The 14,304-nt window shown below is 61.4% G+C and carries 18 protein-coding genes and 5 tRNA genes; 16 read left to right on the forward strand and 7 right to left on the reverse strand.

The features are described 5' to 3' along the window. Window positions 1–24 precede the first annotated feature (24 nt). The 3 genes from THECO_RS04670 to THECO_RS04680 all read left to right on the forward strand — a co-directional run bounded on the left by THECO_RS04670 (window position 25) and on the right by THECO_RS04680 (window position 2,295). Window positions 25–711, forward strand: a complete 687-nt coding sequence (locus THECO_RS04670) for a GGDEF domain-containing protein (protein ID WP_015253909.1) — start codon at window positions 25–27, stop codon at window positions 709–711. A 35-nt stretch (window positions 712–746) separates the two neighbouring features. Next, window positions 747–1,829, forward strand: a complete 1,083-nt coding sequence (locus THECO_RS04675; protein ID WP_015253910.1) for an HD-GYP domain-containing protein — start codon at window positions 747–749, stop codon at window positions 1,827–1,829. Between the two features lie 127 nt (window positions 1,830–1,956). Continuing rightward, window positions 1,957–2,295 (forward strand): hypothetical protein, encoded by a 339-nt coding sequence (locus THECO_RS04680; protein WP_015253911.1) that lies wholly within the window; start codon window positions 1,957–1,959, stop codon window positions 2,293–2,295. Window positions 2,296–2,365: 70 nt separating this feature from the next. Here THECO_RS04680 and THECO_RS04685 read toward each other — a convergent pair whose 3' ends face one another. Further along, a complete protein-coding gene (locus THECO_RS04685; RefSeq protein WP_015253912.1) occupies window positions 2,366–2,683 on the reverse strand; it encodes a hypothetical protein in 318 nt (105 codons plus the stop codon). A 108-nt stretch (window positions 2,684–2,791) separates the two neighbouring features. Continuing rightward, complete coding sequence (locus THECO_RS04690; RefSeq protein WP_015253913.1) at window positions 2,792–3,238, reverse strand: cupredoxin domain-containing protein; 447 nt, start codon at window positions 3,236–3,238, stop codon at window positions 2,792–2,794. 172 nt (window positions 3,239–3,410) lie between these two features. Here THECO_RS04690 and THECO_RS04695 point away from each other — a divergent pair, with 172 nt between their 5' ends. The 3 genes from THECO_RS04695 to THECO_RS04705 all read left to right on the forward strand — a co-directional run bounded on the left by THECO_RS04695 (window position 3,411) and on the right by THECO_RS04705 (window position 5,340). Next, window positions 3,411–4,028, forward strand: a complete 618-nt coding sequence (locus THECO_RS04695; RefSeq protein ID WP_015253914.1) for a DedA family protein — start codon at window positions 3,411–3,413, stop codon at window positions 4,026–4,028. 89 nt (window positions 4,029–4,117) lie between these two features. Continuing rightward, window positions 4,118–4,684 (forward strand): thioredoxin family protein, encoded by a 567-nt coding sequence (locus tag THECO_RS04700; protein ID WP_015253915.1) that lies wholly within the window; start codon window positions 4,118–4,120, stop codon window positions 4,682–4,684. A gap of 2 nt (window positions 4,685–4,686) precedes the next feature. Further along, complete coding sequence (locus tag THECO_RS04705) at window positions 4,687–5,340, forward strand: MBL fold metallo-hydrolase (RefSeq protein ID WP_015253916.1); 654 nt, start codon at window positions 4,687–4,689, stop codon at window positions 5,338–5,340. Here the strand turns inward: THECO_RS04705 and THECO_RS04710 are convergent, their stop codons facing one another. Then, window positions 5,341–6,111 carry a hypothetical protein gene (locus tag THECO_RS04710; protein WP_015253917.1) on the reverse strand — a complete coding sequence of 257 codons (771 nt, stop codon included), beginning with the start codon at window positions 6,109–6,111 and terminating at the stop codon, window positions 5,341–5,343. Between the two features lie 42 nt (window positions 6,112–6,153). Then, on the reverse strand, window positions 6,154–6,588 hold the full coding sequence (locus THECO_RS04715; RefSeq protein ID WP_015253918.1) for a DUF2500 domain-containing protein: 435 nt from the start codon (window positions 6,586–6,588) through the stop codon (window positions 6,154–6,156). Window positions 6,589–6,728: 140 nt separating this feature from the next. On the opposite strand from THECO_RS04715, the gene THECO_RS04720 reads away from it, so the two are divergent. The 3 genes from THECO_RS04720 to THECO_RS04730 all read left to right on the forward strand — a co-directional run bounded on the left by THECO_RS04720 (window position 6,729) and on the right by THECO_RS04730 (window position 11,018). After that, window positions 6,729–7,919, forward strand: a complete 1,191-nt coding sequence (locus THECO_RS04720; protein WP_015253919.1) for a hypothetical protein — start codon at window positions 6,729–6,731, stop codon at window positions 7,917–7,919. A 67-nt stretch (window positions 7,920–7,986) separates the two neighbouring features. Next, on the forward strand, window positions 7,987–10,278 hold the full coding sequence (locus THECO_RS04725) for a Tex family protein (protein ID WP_015253920.1): 2,292 nt from the start codon (window positions 7,987–7,989) through the stop codon (window positions 10,276–10,278). Between the two features lie 80 nt (window positions 10,279–10,358). Then, window positions 10,359–11,018, forward strand: a complete 660-nt coding sequence (locus THECO_RS04730; protein ID WP_015253921.1) for a nitroreductase family protein — start codon at window positions 10,359–10,361, stop codon at window positions 11,016–11,018. 72 nt (window positions 11,019–11,090) lie between these two features. On the opposite strand, the gene cmpA is transcribed toward THECO_RS04730, so the two are convergent. Further along, window positions 11,091–11,237 carry a cortex morphogenetic protein CmpA gene (cmpA, locus tag THECO_RS21015; protein WP_015253922.1) on the reverse strand — a complete coding sequence of 49 codons (147 nt, stop codon included), beginning with the start codon at window positions 11,235–11,237 and terminating at the stop codon, window positions 11,091–11,093. Window positions 11,238–11,354: 117 nt separating this feature from the next. After that, window positions 11,355–11,708 (reverse strand): hypothetical protein, encoded by a 354-nt coding sequence (locus THECO_RS04735; RefSeq protein WP_015253923.1) that lies wholly within the window; start codon window positions 11,706–11,708, stop codon window positions 11,355–11,357. Between the two features lie 400 nt (window positions 11,709–12,108). On the opposite strand from THECO_RS04735, the gene THECO_RS04740 reads away from it, so the two are divergent. The 6 genes from THECO_RS04740 (at window position 12,109) to THECO_RS04765 (ending at window position 13,168) form a co-directional block, all read left to right on the forward strand. Beyond that, entirely contained in the window at window positions 12,109–12,588 is a 480-nt protein-coding gene (locus THECO_RS04740) for a SprT family protein (protein ID WP_015253924.1), read from the forward strand. Window positions 12,589–12,616: 28 nt separating this feature from the next. Continuing rightward, window positions 12,617–12,692, forward strand: a tRNA-Asn gene (locus THECO_RS04745). Window positions 12,693–12,699: 7 nt separating this feature from the next. Beyond that, window positions 12,700–12,790: transfer RNA gene (locus tag THECO_RS04750), tRNA-Ser, on the forward strand. Window positions 12,791–12,878: 88 nt separating this feature from the next. After that, a tRNA-Glu gene (locus tag THECO_RS04755) sits at window positions 12,879–12,953 on the forward strand. A 1-nt stretch (window position 12,954) separates the two neighbouring features. Then, window positions 12,955–13,030: transfer RNA gene (locus THECO_RS04760), tRNA-Lys, on the forward strand. Between the two features lie 52 nt (window positions 13,031–13,082). Further along, window positions 13,083–13,168, forward strand: a tRNA-Leu gene (locus THECO_RS04765). A gap of 43 nt (window positions 13,169–13,211) precedes the next feature. Here the strand turns inward: THECO_RS04765 and THECO_RS04770 are convergent. Then, the gene (locus tag THECO_RS04770) at window positions 13,212–13,982 is read right to left on the reverse strand and encodes a hypothetical protein (protein WP_015253925.1); all 771 of its coding nucleotides are present in this window, start codon (window positions 13,980–13,982) and stop codon (window positions 13,212–13,214) included. Window positions 13,983–14,118: 136 nt separating this feature from the next. Here THECO_RS04770 and THECO_RS22475 point away from each other — a divergent pair, with 136 nt between their 5' ends. Beyond that, window positions 14,119–14,247: a hypothetical protein gene (locus THECO_RS22475; RefSeq protein WP_015253926.1), complete on the forward strand. Its 129-nt coding sequence runs from the start codon at window positions 14,119–14,121 to the stop codon at window positions 14,245–14,247. Window positions 14,248–14,304 lie beyond the last annotated feature (57 nt).

Consider the following 14,304-nt stretch of genomic DNA (forward strand, 5'->3'; position numbering starts at 1 on the left):
GTATGCTGAACCGGGAGGTGCGGCATGAGCAGCAAAGGGCAGATCGCGGCAATTGGTTACTCGGCTGTCGGCAGCGCCTCGCTGCTTGGCCTGTACGCGCTGCTCGACGGTCATGCCGTCAATCCGGCGGTGGTGATGCTGGCGGCCGTGTTTTTCCTGCTGGTGCTGCTTCCCCTGGCATGGCTGGCAGGCAAGGCGTATGACCGGATGCGGACGATCGCGATGCAGGATGACCTGACCCGGATCTGGAACCGGAAATACGTCTCGGGCATGATGCCGAAGTTGCTTCGTCAGGCGGCGAAACGCGGGAAGCCGCTTTCGGTATCCCTGATCGATATCAACGACTTCAAGCTCATCAATGATTCATACGGCCATCAGGCCGGAGATCAGGCGCTGCAGCTTATCGCCGGCGCCCTCCGCGGATGCGCGGGCAAGGGAGAGATCGTCGCGCGCTGGGGCGGCGACGAGTTTCTGCTCATCCGTCCGTTCGACAGGGGAACCGGGCAGCCGATCGCCGAAGAGATCGGCGATGCGCTGGACAAGCTGTCGAAGCGGATCGGCACCCGGGTCTCGGCGTCCGTGGGAACGGCGGTGTTCCCGGGAGACGGCGACACGCTGCAGGCATTGCTGCATCATGCGGACCGGCGCATGTACGACGACAAGGAGAGCCGGAAACGCGGTTATGACCGCCAGACCATGCTGCAGGCATGAACGCAAGTCAGAGCTGCCGAAGGAAGGGTAAATTCATGAGAAGAATTCACATCAGTATGGTTCGGCCGGGGGAGAGGCTCGCAAGGCCAATCATGCGGGAGAACGGCAGCGTTTTGCTTGGCGCAGGCGTCGAAATGAACGAACGGTTTATCGAACGGCTGCGCGGCCTGGGAATCGATGTCGTCTATGTGGAAGACGAATGGACCAGCGACATCGTGCCCGAAGCAGTGATTCGCGACGAAACGTACCAACGCGCGTTTGACACCATCTACAAGACGGTCGGCAGCCTGATGGACACGCCGGCCTACAGGGGACGCGCATCGACGCCGGATCTCGGGCGGACGTTCCGGGCGCTGTTCGGGGAGATCATTCATGACCTGCTGCAGCGCAAGGACATCATGTACAGTCTGGCCCAGATCCATGTGGCGGACGCTTACCTGTTCCAGCACTCGGTCAATGTGGCCGTGCTCGCCGGCATCATGGGCATGGCCAAAGGATACAACCGGAATCAGATCGAGGAGCTGGGCGTCGGCGCGCTGCTCTTTGACATCGGCATGACCAAGGTGCCGAAGGAGCTATTGCACAAGACCACGCCGCTGACGCCCGAAGAACGGGCCATTGTCGAGAAGCATACGACGGAAGGGTTCGACATGCTGCGAACGCAGCATGACATCTCGCTGCTCTCCGCGCACTGCGCGCTGCAGCACCATGAACGGTATGACGGCTCCGGCTATCCCCGCGGCCTCAAAGGCAATGAAATACACGAATACGCGCAGATTATCGCGATTGCGGACGTGTATGACGCGCTCACGTCGCCGCGCTCCTATCGCAACCGCTACTCGCCGTCCGAGGCGATCGAGTATTTGTTCGCAGCCGGCAATACGCTGTTTGACCTGGAACTGATCAAGCTGTTCTGCCGGCATGTGTCGGTGTATCCGGTCGCGACGACGGTCATGCTCAACACGGGCCAAATCGCCGTTGTGACGGCCAACAACCCGCTCGCCGTTCACCGTCCGGTTGTGCGCATCCTGCGCGAAGCCGACGGCCGTCCGGTGTCCACACCCTACGAAATCGACCTGAAATACGACATGCAGCTCATGATTGTGAAAGAGCTGTGATCACGTGAAAGACGGCGCAAGCCGGTTTTCTTTTTTTTGTCCCGGGGCCAGAACGAAGGCTTATCCGCATTGTCCGTGTCTTCCCCCGCAGCTTCTGCATACGTTGGAGGCGAGGGGAGGGATCGCGATGCGCAAACCGTCAAAGCCGAAATCCGCGCGGAGATGGAGACTGAATTCCGCGGCGAACCTTCAGAGCCCGAACAGTCCGATTCTGGATCGGTTGACCGTCGTATGGGTGCAGTCGAACGGCGTGCCCTTCGATACGACGGGGTTTATTGCCCGTCTGTACCGAAACGGCGTGCTTGTGCAGACCGCCGCCTTCGACCGCTTCGGCGTCGTCCGGTTCAGCGGCGTCGCCACGCTCACGCGGGTAAGCTATACGCTGCGCGTGTTCGATTCGAACGGGTTCCTGTTCCGCACGCGGACGATACCCGCGGGCGTCGAGACATTCGCCGTCATCGGCTGATGCCGAGCGGCAAGCCCCCGCATGCAGCCGTGCCGGCCCGGACCGGCGCGGCTTTCCCGCCTTAACTGCCTCAACCGCCGAATGCCGAGCGGAACGCCGCGCTGAGCCGCTTCGGTTCCACGTCCCAAAGCGCCGCAATGTCCGGGCAGACGTTCGCTTCCCACCAATCGGCCAGCTTCTTCCGGTTGTCCCGATGCTCGTGAATCCAGAGCAGATTTTCCGCCACCTTGCGAAAATAGAGCTTCTCCGCTTCCTCGACTTTCTCCGCCGGAATGTACCGGTTCAGCCGTTTGATGGTGCGGTACAGTTCAACGCTGCAGGCGCGTCGGATTTTGCGTGCGGAAGGATAGGCGGCTTCGTGCTTGCCTCCCGGCTGCTGCAGTCTCATCAGTCCGATCACCTCGCCATGCTGCGGCTTGCGCCGCTGGTTCAGCCTGAAGCATTGTATGCATGGCGAAAGGCGGCGGGCACATGGCCGCGCCGCCGGGACGCAACATCATTGCACGCGAATGTAGCCGACCATCGGGCCGTTCTGTTCGAGATCCCGGTGCGTCAGGCAAACGATCGGGTAAGTGCCCGCGTGTTCGGGAGTGAAGCGGACGACCGTCGTTTCTCCCTTGCGGACGATGCCGCGGACGCCCAGCCCTTCGATGACGAACGGATGGCTCCCGCCGTTGACGCCGGTGATCTGCAGCTCGACCGGTTGCCCGCGGCTCACGACAATATGGCCGGGGTCCCAGCGGTAAACTTCGATTTTCTGCCCGTTCGGCCCGGTGCTGCTGAACTCGCCCGTCACCAGATGGTAGACGCTGACCTCTTCGGGCTTGCCGCTCGCCAGAATCGCCTGTTCCCATCGCAGGTAAGCCAATGCCAGGATGACCGCCGCCGTCAGCGCGAGCGCCAGATAGAACTTCCGTTTATGAATGAAATAGACTTTGGACATGGCCCGCCACCTCTCGCATAGAATGTTCATGGACAATCTATGCGCGGTCTTGTCCGCGCATGCCTGAGCTGCGGAAAATGCCCGGGCCCCGCGCAACCCCATCGTTCTGGAAGTCTGGTGTGCGGGTGTGATAGAATACGGAACAGATTGCGATTTTCGGAGGTGCTGGCGGATGGAACACTGGATTACCGAATTCATGGAATCATACGGATACTTTGGCATTCTGCTGCTTATCGCGATTGAGAATCTCTTTCCGCCCATCCCTTCGGAAATCATTCTGACCTTCGGAGGTTTCATGACGACGACGTCAAGCATGACGATCTTCGGCGTCGTGCTGGCTGCGACCCTCGGCTCGATGGCGGGCGCCATCCTGCTGTACGGCGTCGGGCGGGTGCTGTCCGCGGAGCGGCTGGAGGCGATCGTCGTCCGCTACGGCAAGATTCTCCGGCTGAAACCCGAGGATATCCGGAAGGCGGACGCCTGGTTCGACCGGTACGGCTCGTGGGCGGTTTTCTTCGGACGGCTTGTGCCGCTTGTCCGCAGCCTGATCTCGATTCCGGCCGGCAGTTCCGGCATGAACTTCACGACTTTTCTCGTGCTTACGACGGCCGGCTCGCTCATCTGGAATACGGCGCTCGTCAGCATCGGCGCCGCCGTCGGCGCATCGTGGGAATCGATCGTGCACTATATGGATGTCTACTCGTATATCGTCTACGCGCTGATTGCTTTGGGCGGTATTGCCTTCATCGTCTGGTTCGTGCGCAACCGCGTGCTGAAAGAGCGCAAGTAGCCTTTCGGACCGGGCCGGGCGGGCGGTTGAGACGGGCGGGCGGCTCTGGTAACATGGATGGAAGATTGAGGGAAGGATGGCGATCCACAATGGCAAAATCGGTGGCGGACAAGCTGGGACGCGGCATCTCGCCGCGCGCGTTCATGGACGGCATGACGCAAAACAAGGAGACGTTCGTCTCGCTCTATGAGCATTTCGCATGGCCGAGCGAGGAAGACCGGGAGTTCTTCGAATCGCTCCGGTTTCGGGACGATCTGCGCTGCCTGATTCTGATGGCGGACTGGTGCGGCGATTGCGTCAAAAACATCCCGCCGGTGTTCCGGGCGCTGGAAGCGGGCGAGGTGCCGATCGACGTGCTGATCAAGGAAGAGCATCCGGATACGATGCAGCAGTTCCTGACGCTCGGCGGCGAGTCGGTGCCGGTCGTCATTTTCGCCGATACGGGCGGCGCGGTGCTCGGCACCTGGGGGCCGCGCCCCGGGCACGTGCAGGAAGTGATGGTCCGCTTCAAGCAGGAAAATCCCGACCGGAACGCGCCCGGCTATCAGGAGAAACTGGCCGCGGTGCGTGAAGAGATCAAGAGGAGGTACGGAGAGGGCACGGGTTACCAGGCGCACGTCCTGAGGGAAATCCGCGAGCTCATCTCCGGTTTCTGACGATGGAAGACATTCGCATTGAGACGTTCACGCTCGGTCCGCTTGAGACGAACGCCTATCTGGTAATGGATGCGGAAGGCGCCAAAGCTTTCGTGATCGATCCCGGCGCCGGTCCGAAGCGGCTGCTGGAGCGCATCGAAGCGCTCGGCGTCAAAGTCGAGGCGATCGTGCTGACCCATGCGCATTTCGATCACATCGCGGGGGTCGAGGAGGTGCGCCGGGCTTGCCATTGCCCGGTCTATGTGCACGACCTGGAGGCGGACTGGCTGACCGATCCGCGCAAGAACGGCTCCGCACGGTGGCCCGACGTGACGCCGCCCGTCGCGGCCGAGCCGGCCGAACACGCGCTTGAGGACGGCATGAGCCTCAAGCTTATCGGCCGCGAATTCCGGGTCATCCATACGCCGGGCCACTCTCCGGGCAGCGTCAGCCTGCTGCACGGCAGCCATCTGTTCGGCGGCGACGTGCTGTTCCGGATGTCGGTCGGCCGGACGGACCTGCCCGGCGGGCGGACGGAAGACCTCGAGCACTCGATCCGGAACAAGCTCTACAAGCTGCCGCCCGAAACGCGCGTCTACCCGGGACACGGCCCGCAGACGACGATCGGATTCGAGATGACGCACAACCCTTACGTTCCGGCGCTGCCGCAAAGTTGATCAGGAACAGGAACCTCGCCGCCCGTCGGGCCGGCGAGGTTCTGCTATAATTGCGGGCTTCCCGTTCACCCGCCGCAGCATGAACAGTCCGACCGCGCCGGAGAGGAGAAGGGTCATCCCCGCCAGCGCCGTAACATATGGGTACAGGATCGGGTAGAACAGCGACGGCCAGACATTCAGCACATTTGATTCATATCCGAAGGACATCGGCGTCGCGAAGTTGGCGAGCCGCGTCCGGTAGAGCGGGTGCGTGTGCTCGCCGTATGCGAACGTTTCTTCCTCGACGGTGCCGTCTTCCGACACCAGAAGGACCCGCCAGCGCAGTTCTTCCATCGGGGAAGGCGCGTTGTCGGTATGCCCGTCGATCCGCTGCACAATGGCCAGCCGGACCGTTCCCGTCTTGCGGTCGGTCAGCTCGGCCAGCGCGAGATAGCCGTGGTAACGGTTCGAATCGCGGTAAGCGGGGCGGATGACCGCATCCGCGGCAATGGAATGGTCGCGCCCGTTCACTGTGATGCGGATCGGGCCATGCCGCCGCTCCTCCGTCGGTTTCGTGAATTCATCCCGCAGTTCGATCCGGTTGCCGCGGAAATCGAACACGTAAGCTTCCCCCGTGAATCCGTCGGGCTCGATCGGAATCCGCTGTATCGCATACTGGTTCCTTGCTTTCTCGGCAAGCGCGTATTCCCGATAGTGGGCGTAGAGCATCGGCGCGGAGACGGCCAGGAGCAGCACGCCGACCATGATCATGACCCAGACGCCAATGCGCATGACCCTGTCTGCCTCCTCGTTGAAAGGTAACGATCCTTCGCCTTACATGCCGGGATTGTGCCCCATATGCGTCATCGGCTGGCGCTCGAACGCGACGATCCAGTCTCCCTGAATGGCCGCATAGCCGACATCCCCCTCGACCACGAGGCCGTACAGATTTTTCACATCGAGAAATTCCCGCCGTTCGCCGTTCTCGAATTCCAGCGTGATGTAATAGTCCGTGCGTGAGCCGAAGCCGTGATGGACGGCGCCGTCCGCATGATGATGCATGTTCGAGCTTCCCGTCACCTCCATCCGTTTCGCCGCGACGCGGGCGTAGATGGTCCGACGGGGCGCGCGGGTGTTGCGAATGTGGCGGGCAATTCCGACGACGACTATGGCGAAGAAGGCGGCGAACCCGATCAGGATGATGATCGGCATCAAGGTGAACATGAAATCGAAACCGCCGAACGGTCCCGGAGAGAACGGATCGTGCATGGACTTCCTCCTGTTTCCGGTGCTGTTATTTATATACGCCGAATGGAGAGAAACGTTTCAGCGGGCTGTCTGTGAAACTTTTCCATTCCGCGCTCGTCTAACTTTGCAAAATCATTCGTTCTCGTAATGGAGGTCCAGGCATGCGATCGAAAAGTTTCGTTCGATTGTTGTCCGCCTTGTTGGCGCTGTCTGTTGCAACCGCGGGTTACCCGCTCAGGGATGCGGCCGCGGCGGAAAAATTTTTTGCCCGTCACGCCTATACGGACCCTTCGACCGGCGAGGTGTTCTTCGATGTGATCCGCAATTCCGAACCGTACCAGCTCGTCGTGTTCCGCACGGCGGACGGCGAATGGATGCGTCTGCCGGACGGTGTGCGCGGCATCGGGCTTGACGACCGCACGGGCTGCGTCCGCGTATCCACCTATTCGGCTCCGTTCCATGACGTCTGCTATGACGCCGCGGCGGACGCGTTGGTCTACACCACGGCGTTCGAGCCTTCCCCGAGCGGCAAATGGGGACTGAAAATCGTCTCGTTCTACGAATCTTACGTACCGACGAATGTGCATACCTCAACGCCGCAGCCGAGCATCCATTACGGTTCCCACACCTCGCAGAAACAGCATCTCCTCTTGTTGAAAAACAACGCGACCGGCGAGATCCGGCAGCTTGCCATAAGCGACAGGTATCCGGACTATCGTTGGCTGGCGGACGGCACCCTGCTGCTGGAGCGGTTCAGCGAGACGGCACGGCAGAACGAGCTGGTGCGCATCAACCCGGCGACCGGGGAGGCGAAGCGGTTCATGCTCGCTTCCCTGCGGGGGTACAACGCGGAGCACAATTTGCTGCTCTATGTGATGAATGAGCCATCGCGGAAGCTGCGGATTTACGATTTCCGGACCGGGAAGTCCCGCCTGGCGAAGGAAGGCGAAACCGAGCTGTTCTATCCCGAGACCGAAGTGTCGCGGGAAGAGCGTCCGGAGCCTCCTTCCTTGCCGGAGGATCTCGATCTTGACGCGCTGCCGGTGGCCGGCACGGGGATTCGGCATGACTATGCCGCGGTGCTGACGCTGGACGGTGCGGATGTGCAGTTGCCCTTCGCGTACGTCGGACTGGACGGAGAGACGTATGTGCCGCTCAAACCGTTCGTTGCACGGGGATGGACGATGCGGCAGGAATCGTCGGATGGCGGCCATGAATATGTCGTCGATACGGGCCGGGGCGAACTGCGGCTGAACCGCGCGAACAGCATATCGCTGAACGACCGGTTGTATCTTCAGCTCCGCCTTATCCGGTCGCTCGGCCATGAAGCCGAATTGAGGTGGCTGCGCTGAAAATTGCAACACTTGGACCGATCTGCGAAAATGGGAAGGAAACTGTCGGCTGACAAGGATGGTGTGCATGAGCAGATCGGACAACGCATGGGATACGGAGAAGGAAAAGGGGGCGGAACTTGCCGAAGCGGTCACGGCGCGTGAGGCGGCTTCCGCCGAGGCGCTGACGCCGGAGCAGGAGGCGGCCGAACGCAAACGGATCGTGAAGCTGATCGGCGCCGACCTCGGATTGCCGGCCGGGAAAGTGGGCGCGGCGGTCCGGTTGCTGGACGAAGGGAACACGATCCCGTTCATCGCCCGCTACCGCAAGGAAATGACGGGCGAGCTGGACGAGCAGCAGCTGCGGGACATTGCGGAGAAGCTGAACTATCTCCGCAATCTGGAGGCGCGCAAGCGCGAAGTGATCCGGCTCATCGACGAGCAGGGGAAACTGACGGACGAGCTGCGGGAAGCCATCGCACGGGCGGTGAAGCTGCAGGAGGTCGAGGACCTGTACCGTCCCTATCGCCAGAAGCGCAAGACGCGGGCAAGCGTCGCGAAGGAGCGGGGGCTGGAGCCGCTCGCGGAATGGCTGCTCAGCCGGCCGCGGCACGGAACGCCGCTTGAAGAGGCGGCAAAGTACATCCATGAGGAGAAGGGCGTTCCGACAGCCGAGGAAGCGCTGCAGGGCGCGATGGACATCATCGCGGAACAGCTCGCGGATGACGCGCAGATCCGCGCCTGGGTGCGGAGCCACACGCAGACCCACGCGGTGCTGGTGTCCGCGGCGAAGGACCCGGAAGCGGAGTCGGTCTACGAGATGTACTACGACTACCGCGAGCCGGTTCGCCGGATGCCGCCGCACCGCGTGCTCGCCGTCAACCGGGGCGAGCGGGAAGAGGTGCTGAAGGTGTCGCTGGAGCTCGACCCGGCACGCATCCTGGACGATATCGGACGCCGGATCGCGCTCGACCGGCAGCCGGAAGCCGTGCGCGATGTGCTGCGCGCTGTGGTCGAAGACGCCTACAAGCGGCTCATCGCGCCGTCCATTGAACGCGAGGTGCGCGCCGAAATGACGGCGCAGGCGGAGGAGCACGCGATCGGCATATTCGCCGCGAACCTGCGCAGCCTGCTGCTGCAGCCGCCGGTGAAGGGGCGGGTTGTGCTCGGCATCGACCCGGCCTACCGCACCGGCTGCAAGCTGGCCGTCGTCGACGAGACCGGCAAGCTGCTGGCGACGGACGTCTGCTACCCGACGCCGCCGCACAACAAGACGGCCGAGGCGGAGAAGCTCGTGAGCGCGCTGATCGACCGGTACGGCGTCACGCTGATCGCGATCGGCAACGGCACCGCCTCGCGGGAGACGGAGCAGTTCGCCGCCGATCTGATCCGCAAGCGGCGCGATGCGGGGCTGGACGCCGGCGGACTGCAATACGTCATTGTGAGCGAGGCGGGCGCCAGCGTCTATTCGGCTTCGAAGCTGGCGGCCGAAGAATTCCCGGACCTCGACGTCGCGGAGCGCAGCGCCGTGTCGATCGCCCGGCGGCTGCAGGACCCGCTTGCCGAGCTTGTCAAGATCGAGCCGAAGGCGATCGGCGTCGGGCAGTACCAGCACGACGTCAATCCGAAGCGGCTGGACGAGAGCCTGGGCGCCGTCGTCGAATCGGCGGTCAACCATGTCGGCGTCGACGTCAACACCGCGTCGCCTCAATTGTTGTCGTATGTCGCCGGCATCAACGCGGCGCTCGCCCGTAACATCGTCGCGTACCGCGAAGCGAACGGCAAGTTCACGGACCGCAGCCAGTTGAGGTCGGTGCCGCGGCTCGGCGCGAAGACCTACGAGCAATGCATCGGGTTCCTCCGCGTGCCGGACGGCGCGCAGCCGCTCGACCGGACGCCGATCCACCCGGAATCCTACGGCGTCGTCGACCGGCTGTTCGCGATGCTGGGGCATACCGTGCACGACCTGGGGACGGAAGCGCTGAACGCGAAACTGCGGGAACTCGATCCTGCCGAAGCCGCCGAACGGCTCGACGTCGGCGTCCCGACGCTGCGCGACATCATTGACAGCCTGCTGCGCCCGGGACGCGACCCGCGCGAGGAGCTGCCGCCGCCCGTCTTCCGGACGGACGTGCTCCGCATCGAGGATCTCGCGCCCGGCATGGAACTGAAGGGCACGGTTCGCAACGTGATCGACTTCGGCGCCTTCGTCGACATCGGCGTCAAGAACGACGGGCTTGTCCATATTTCACAGATGAGCGACCGCTATGTGAAGCATCCGCTGGATGTCGTATCCGTCGGCGATACGGTGACGGTCCGCGTGCTGTCGGTGGACGTGAAGCGCGGGCGCGTCAGCCTGACGATGCGCTCGGGCGAATGACGATTCTTTCGTGCCGGAAGCGATTTGTGATAGAATAGAAATTGGAGAGCGAAACCATCGGAATACAAGGAGTGAGAGAGATGCGTACTGATCAAGCTTTTCGTCTGGCTGAGCGGATTCCGGCCGACTTCGGCGAAGTGATCCGCACGCGCCGGTCCGTCCGGCACTACGATCCGAATTTCGTGCTGAGCCGGGAAGAAATCAAGTCGCTCCTGGCCGACGCTGTGCTGGCGCCGTCGTCAAACAATCTGCAGCCGTGGCGCTTCCTCGTGATCGATCAGCCGGAAGACAAAGAGAAGCTGTATCCGATCGCGTACAACCAGCGGCAGGTGCTCGAAGCTTCGGCCACGATCGCCGTGCTGGGCGATATCGAAGGCTACAAGCGGGCGGGAGAGATCACCCGGATTGCGGTCGAGCGCGGCTATATGACCGAGGAATTCGCCGCGCAGCAGCGGGAGCGGCTCGTCTCGTCCTACGGCTCGATGAGCACGGATTCGCTCAAGCGGATCGCCCTGATCGACGGCAGCCTGGCGTCCATGCAGCTCATGCTGGCGGCGCGGGCACGCGGCCTCGATACGGTGCCGATGGGCGGATTCGATCATGAGCAGTTCATCGAGGCGTTCAATGTGCCGGACACGTATGTGCCGGTCATGCTCATCGCCGTGGGCAAGGCGGCAGCCGAAGGGCGCCCGACGGCGCGGCTCGCGGTCGACGATGTGACGGCCTGGGGCAGTTTCTGATAGTGCGATAAACGACAAGGCCGGCCGGCATCCCTGTGATGCCGGCCGGCCTTGTGCGCGGCAGCGGGTCTGTCACGGAAGCAGGCCCGTCTGCCGGTCACCGTCGTCCTTCAGGGGTTTGGAACGATAGAAGAACCAGCAATCGTTCAGCAGCCGGATCTGCCGGCTGTCTTTCTTCTGGAAAGCCCGCATCAGTTGATTGCACAGCCATTGCGGCATGACGATCGTCCTCCTCCGGATATGCCATGTCTCGTATAACATATGGAGTTGGGCGGATGTCCGTGCAGGTCCCATTTGCAACCGGGCATCATGCCGGCCGGGCTGATGCGGCTTTGATCACGCGCCGTATTCTTCCTCGTACCATTGCTCGAGCTGGGCCAGGAGCGCCCGGATCTCCGTCAGCAGCGAGATGAGCGGATAGGACTGCTCGCGGATCTCGGCGAAGCGCTGTTCCAGCCGGTTCATGAAATCGAGTCCGCTGATGACGGAGGCCGAAGGATCGTGCAGTTCCAGATCGGAGCATTCGGCGGAGACATGCGGAAGCTGCGGCACGTTGTCGGCGGTCAGCTTGCCGATCTCCTTGTGCAGCCGCAGCAGGAGCGCGCTCAGTTGATAGGCGTGGCTCGCCGGCATTTCGACGTATTGCAGGCCGTCCGGTCCGTGCAGAATAACATAGCGCATCGTCGGCATTCGATCGTTTCCTTTCTTCTTCACGGTCGTTCGTTCCATGCTGCCGTCGGGGACGGGGCCGGTGGCAGGCGGTCGGCGGTTTGACGAAACGTGGCAACGCAATTTTCGCCTTTCAGGCATTTTTGAGCTCGCAACGAAAGGATGAATAACGTGTCTAAGTTGCGTTGTGAATTCGATATGCCATCGATTCGGTTAAATAAGTGCTGTCCGTTTCGTTAAAGATAAACCCGCGGCCAAATTGCCGTTGCAGGCAGCCGCAAGGCCGTCGAGCCCCGCCGCCCGGTCCTTAACAGCATGGCAAAACTACTTGACAGTGTAACGCACGGCATCTTATAAATTCAAGTATATTCATGACGGACGGCGCCGCACGAAAGCGCCTGCGGGAAAGGAATGAACCGGTGTGGACGACGATGCGCTGCAGGCATGGGTCGAGCGGATATCGCTGGAAAGCTTCGGCTTGCCGTTCCGCCACCGGGCGACGTTCAACCGCAGACTGCGCTCGACGGGCGGACGCTATTTTCTGAAGACGCACAACATCGAGATCAACCCGAAGCAGCTGGAACAGTTCGGCCCCGAAGAGACGGCCAAAATCATCAAGCACGAGCTGTGCCACTATCATCTGCATTTGATGAACCGCGGATACCGCCATCGTGACCGGGATTTCATGGAGCTGCTCGCCAAGGTCGGCGGCAGCCGGTATTGCCGCCATCTGCCGGGCAGCAGGCCGCGCGTGACGAAGCCGCCGCGCTATATGCTGAAATGCGTCTCCTGCGGGACCGAATATTTGCGGAAACGCCGGATGGATCCGCGCCGTTACGCATGTGGAAAATGCGGAGGAAAATTGCGTTTGTTCATGCTTGACTCGAAAATCGAATCGTGATAAATTATAACTTGTCGCCGCGAAACGTTCCCTGATAGCTCAGTTGGTAGAGCACTCGGCTGTTAACCGGGTTGTCACAGGTTCGAGTCCTGTTCGGGGAGCCATCATCATGGAGAAGTACCCAAGTGGCTCAAGGGGACCCTCTGCTAAGGGGTTAGACTGCGCAAGCGGTGCGAGGGTTCGAATCCCTCCTTCTCCGCCATTCTTTGGTTGATTCGGCGGCAGCCTGACGGAAGACCGTCCGACGGTCTTTTTTGATGACAGCGGCTTTGGCTGCCGCTCACATGTTCGGCCCGTTGGTCAAGGGGTTAAGACACCTCCCTTTCACGGAGGTAACAGGGGTTCGAATCCCCTACGGGTCACCATGAGCCATTAGCTCAGTTGGTAGAGCACCTGACTTTTAATCAGGGTGTCGTAGGTTCGAGTCCTACATGGCTCACCAGTTTTTTTCTTCCGCCGGATCGGCGGACGCGGCATCGAGCCGAATCGAATATGCGGTAGTGGTGGAATTGGCAGACACGCTATCTTGAGGGGGTAGTGGGCATCGCCCGTGGAGGTTCGAGTCCTCTCTACCGCACCATTCGCAAATAAGAAGAACCCGGACAGGGTTCTTTTTTTCATGCTCAGAAGTAATCGTTCAGGATGCGCCGGATCTGGTTCTTGTCCGCAATCTCCGGCCCGAAATGGGCGGCTGTTCTCGCGCTGTTGTTCCACGGGGGGACGCTGAAGGCGTCCGTGTATCCCTTCAGCTTCCAGTACGACATCCTGGTGAACGAAATGCCCGTGTTGTCGGAATGGACATGGTTGATCCAGATCGGCTGACGGACGCAGATGAATTCGCGCGGCAGCGTCAGCGCGCTGCGATAGCCTTGGGACAGCTGAAGCCGCAATCCGGCCCTGTAGGCTTCCGCCGGATAGACGGTGGTCAGGAAGCTCGGCGCCCAGAAGAAAAACCGGGCCATCCGGTTCTGGACGGAATCGTAAGCATAGCCGTACTGCGGAATGAGCACAACCGGCGACTTCTTCGGAACATGGCGCTCCAGCAGGCTGACAAACGATCGATGGTACATGTCGTCGCTCTCGAGATTCACTTCGTACAGCAGATCGTATTCCTTGACAGCCTCCGCCACTTTCGCTTCATAGACCGGTTTCGTGACGAACGATACATGACCGGGGAGCGGAGGATGCTGCGCGAGGGCCGCCTGAATCAGCGCTTCGGACTGCGGGCGATAGAGCACGAACGCCTGAAACCGCTGCGAATCCTGTTTCAGCAGGCTGCGGAGCGTGTACCGCATGAAGATGCCGATCCGGCTGCGGATCCAGTCGGCGGTACCGGCCGCATCGGAAGAGTACCGGTTGTTGAACGGTATGACGAAAACAATTTTCTTCTTCAATGAGCATTCCCCGCTTTGCGTTTTTCGATCATCATATGCAGACAGACCGCCGGGAGGTTGGACACGCGGCTGGAGGTTGTAAGCGGCGGGCGGGGATGGTAGGATAGAGTGGACTGAGGATGAGGAGGGTGAAGCAATGGGTGTGCCGACAGGCGTATGGGTGGCGTCGATCGTCATCCTCATTTTGCTGGCCTGGATGACGTTCTGGGTCACGAACAAAGCGTATTCCCGCAAGTGGGAAGATACCGAGGATCCGAAATTGTAAAATCGGTGAACGATCTCAAGTTCCGCCGTACGGCCCGCCGCCGTGCGGCTTTTTTTG

The organism is Thermobacillus composti KWC4 (assembly GCF_000227705.2).
Taxonomy (GTDB): domain Bacteria; phylum Bacillota; class Bacilli; order Paenibacillales; family Paenibacillaceae; genus Thermobacillus; species Thermobacillus xylanilyticus.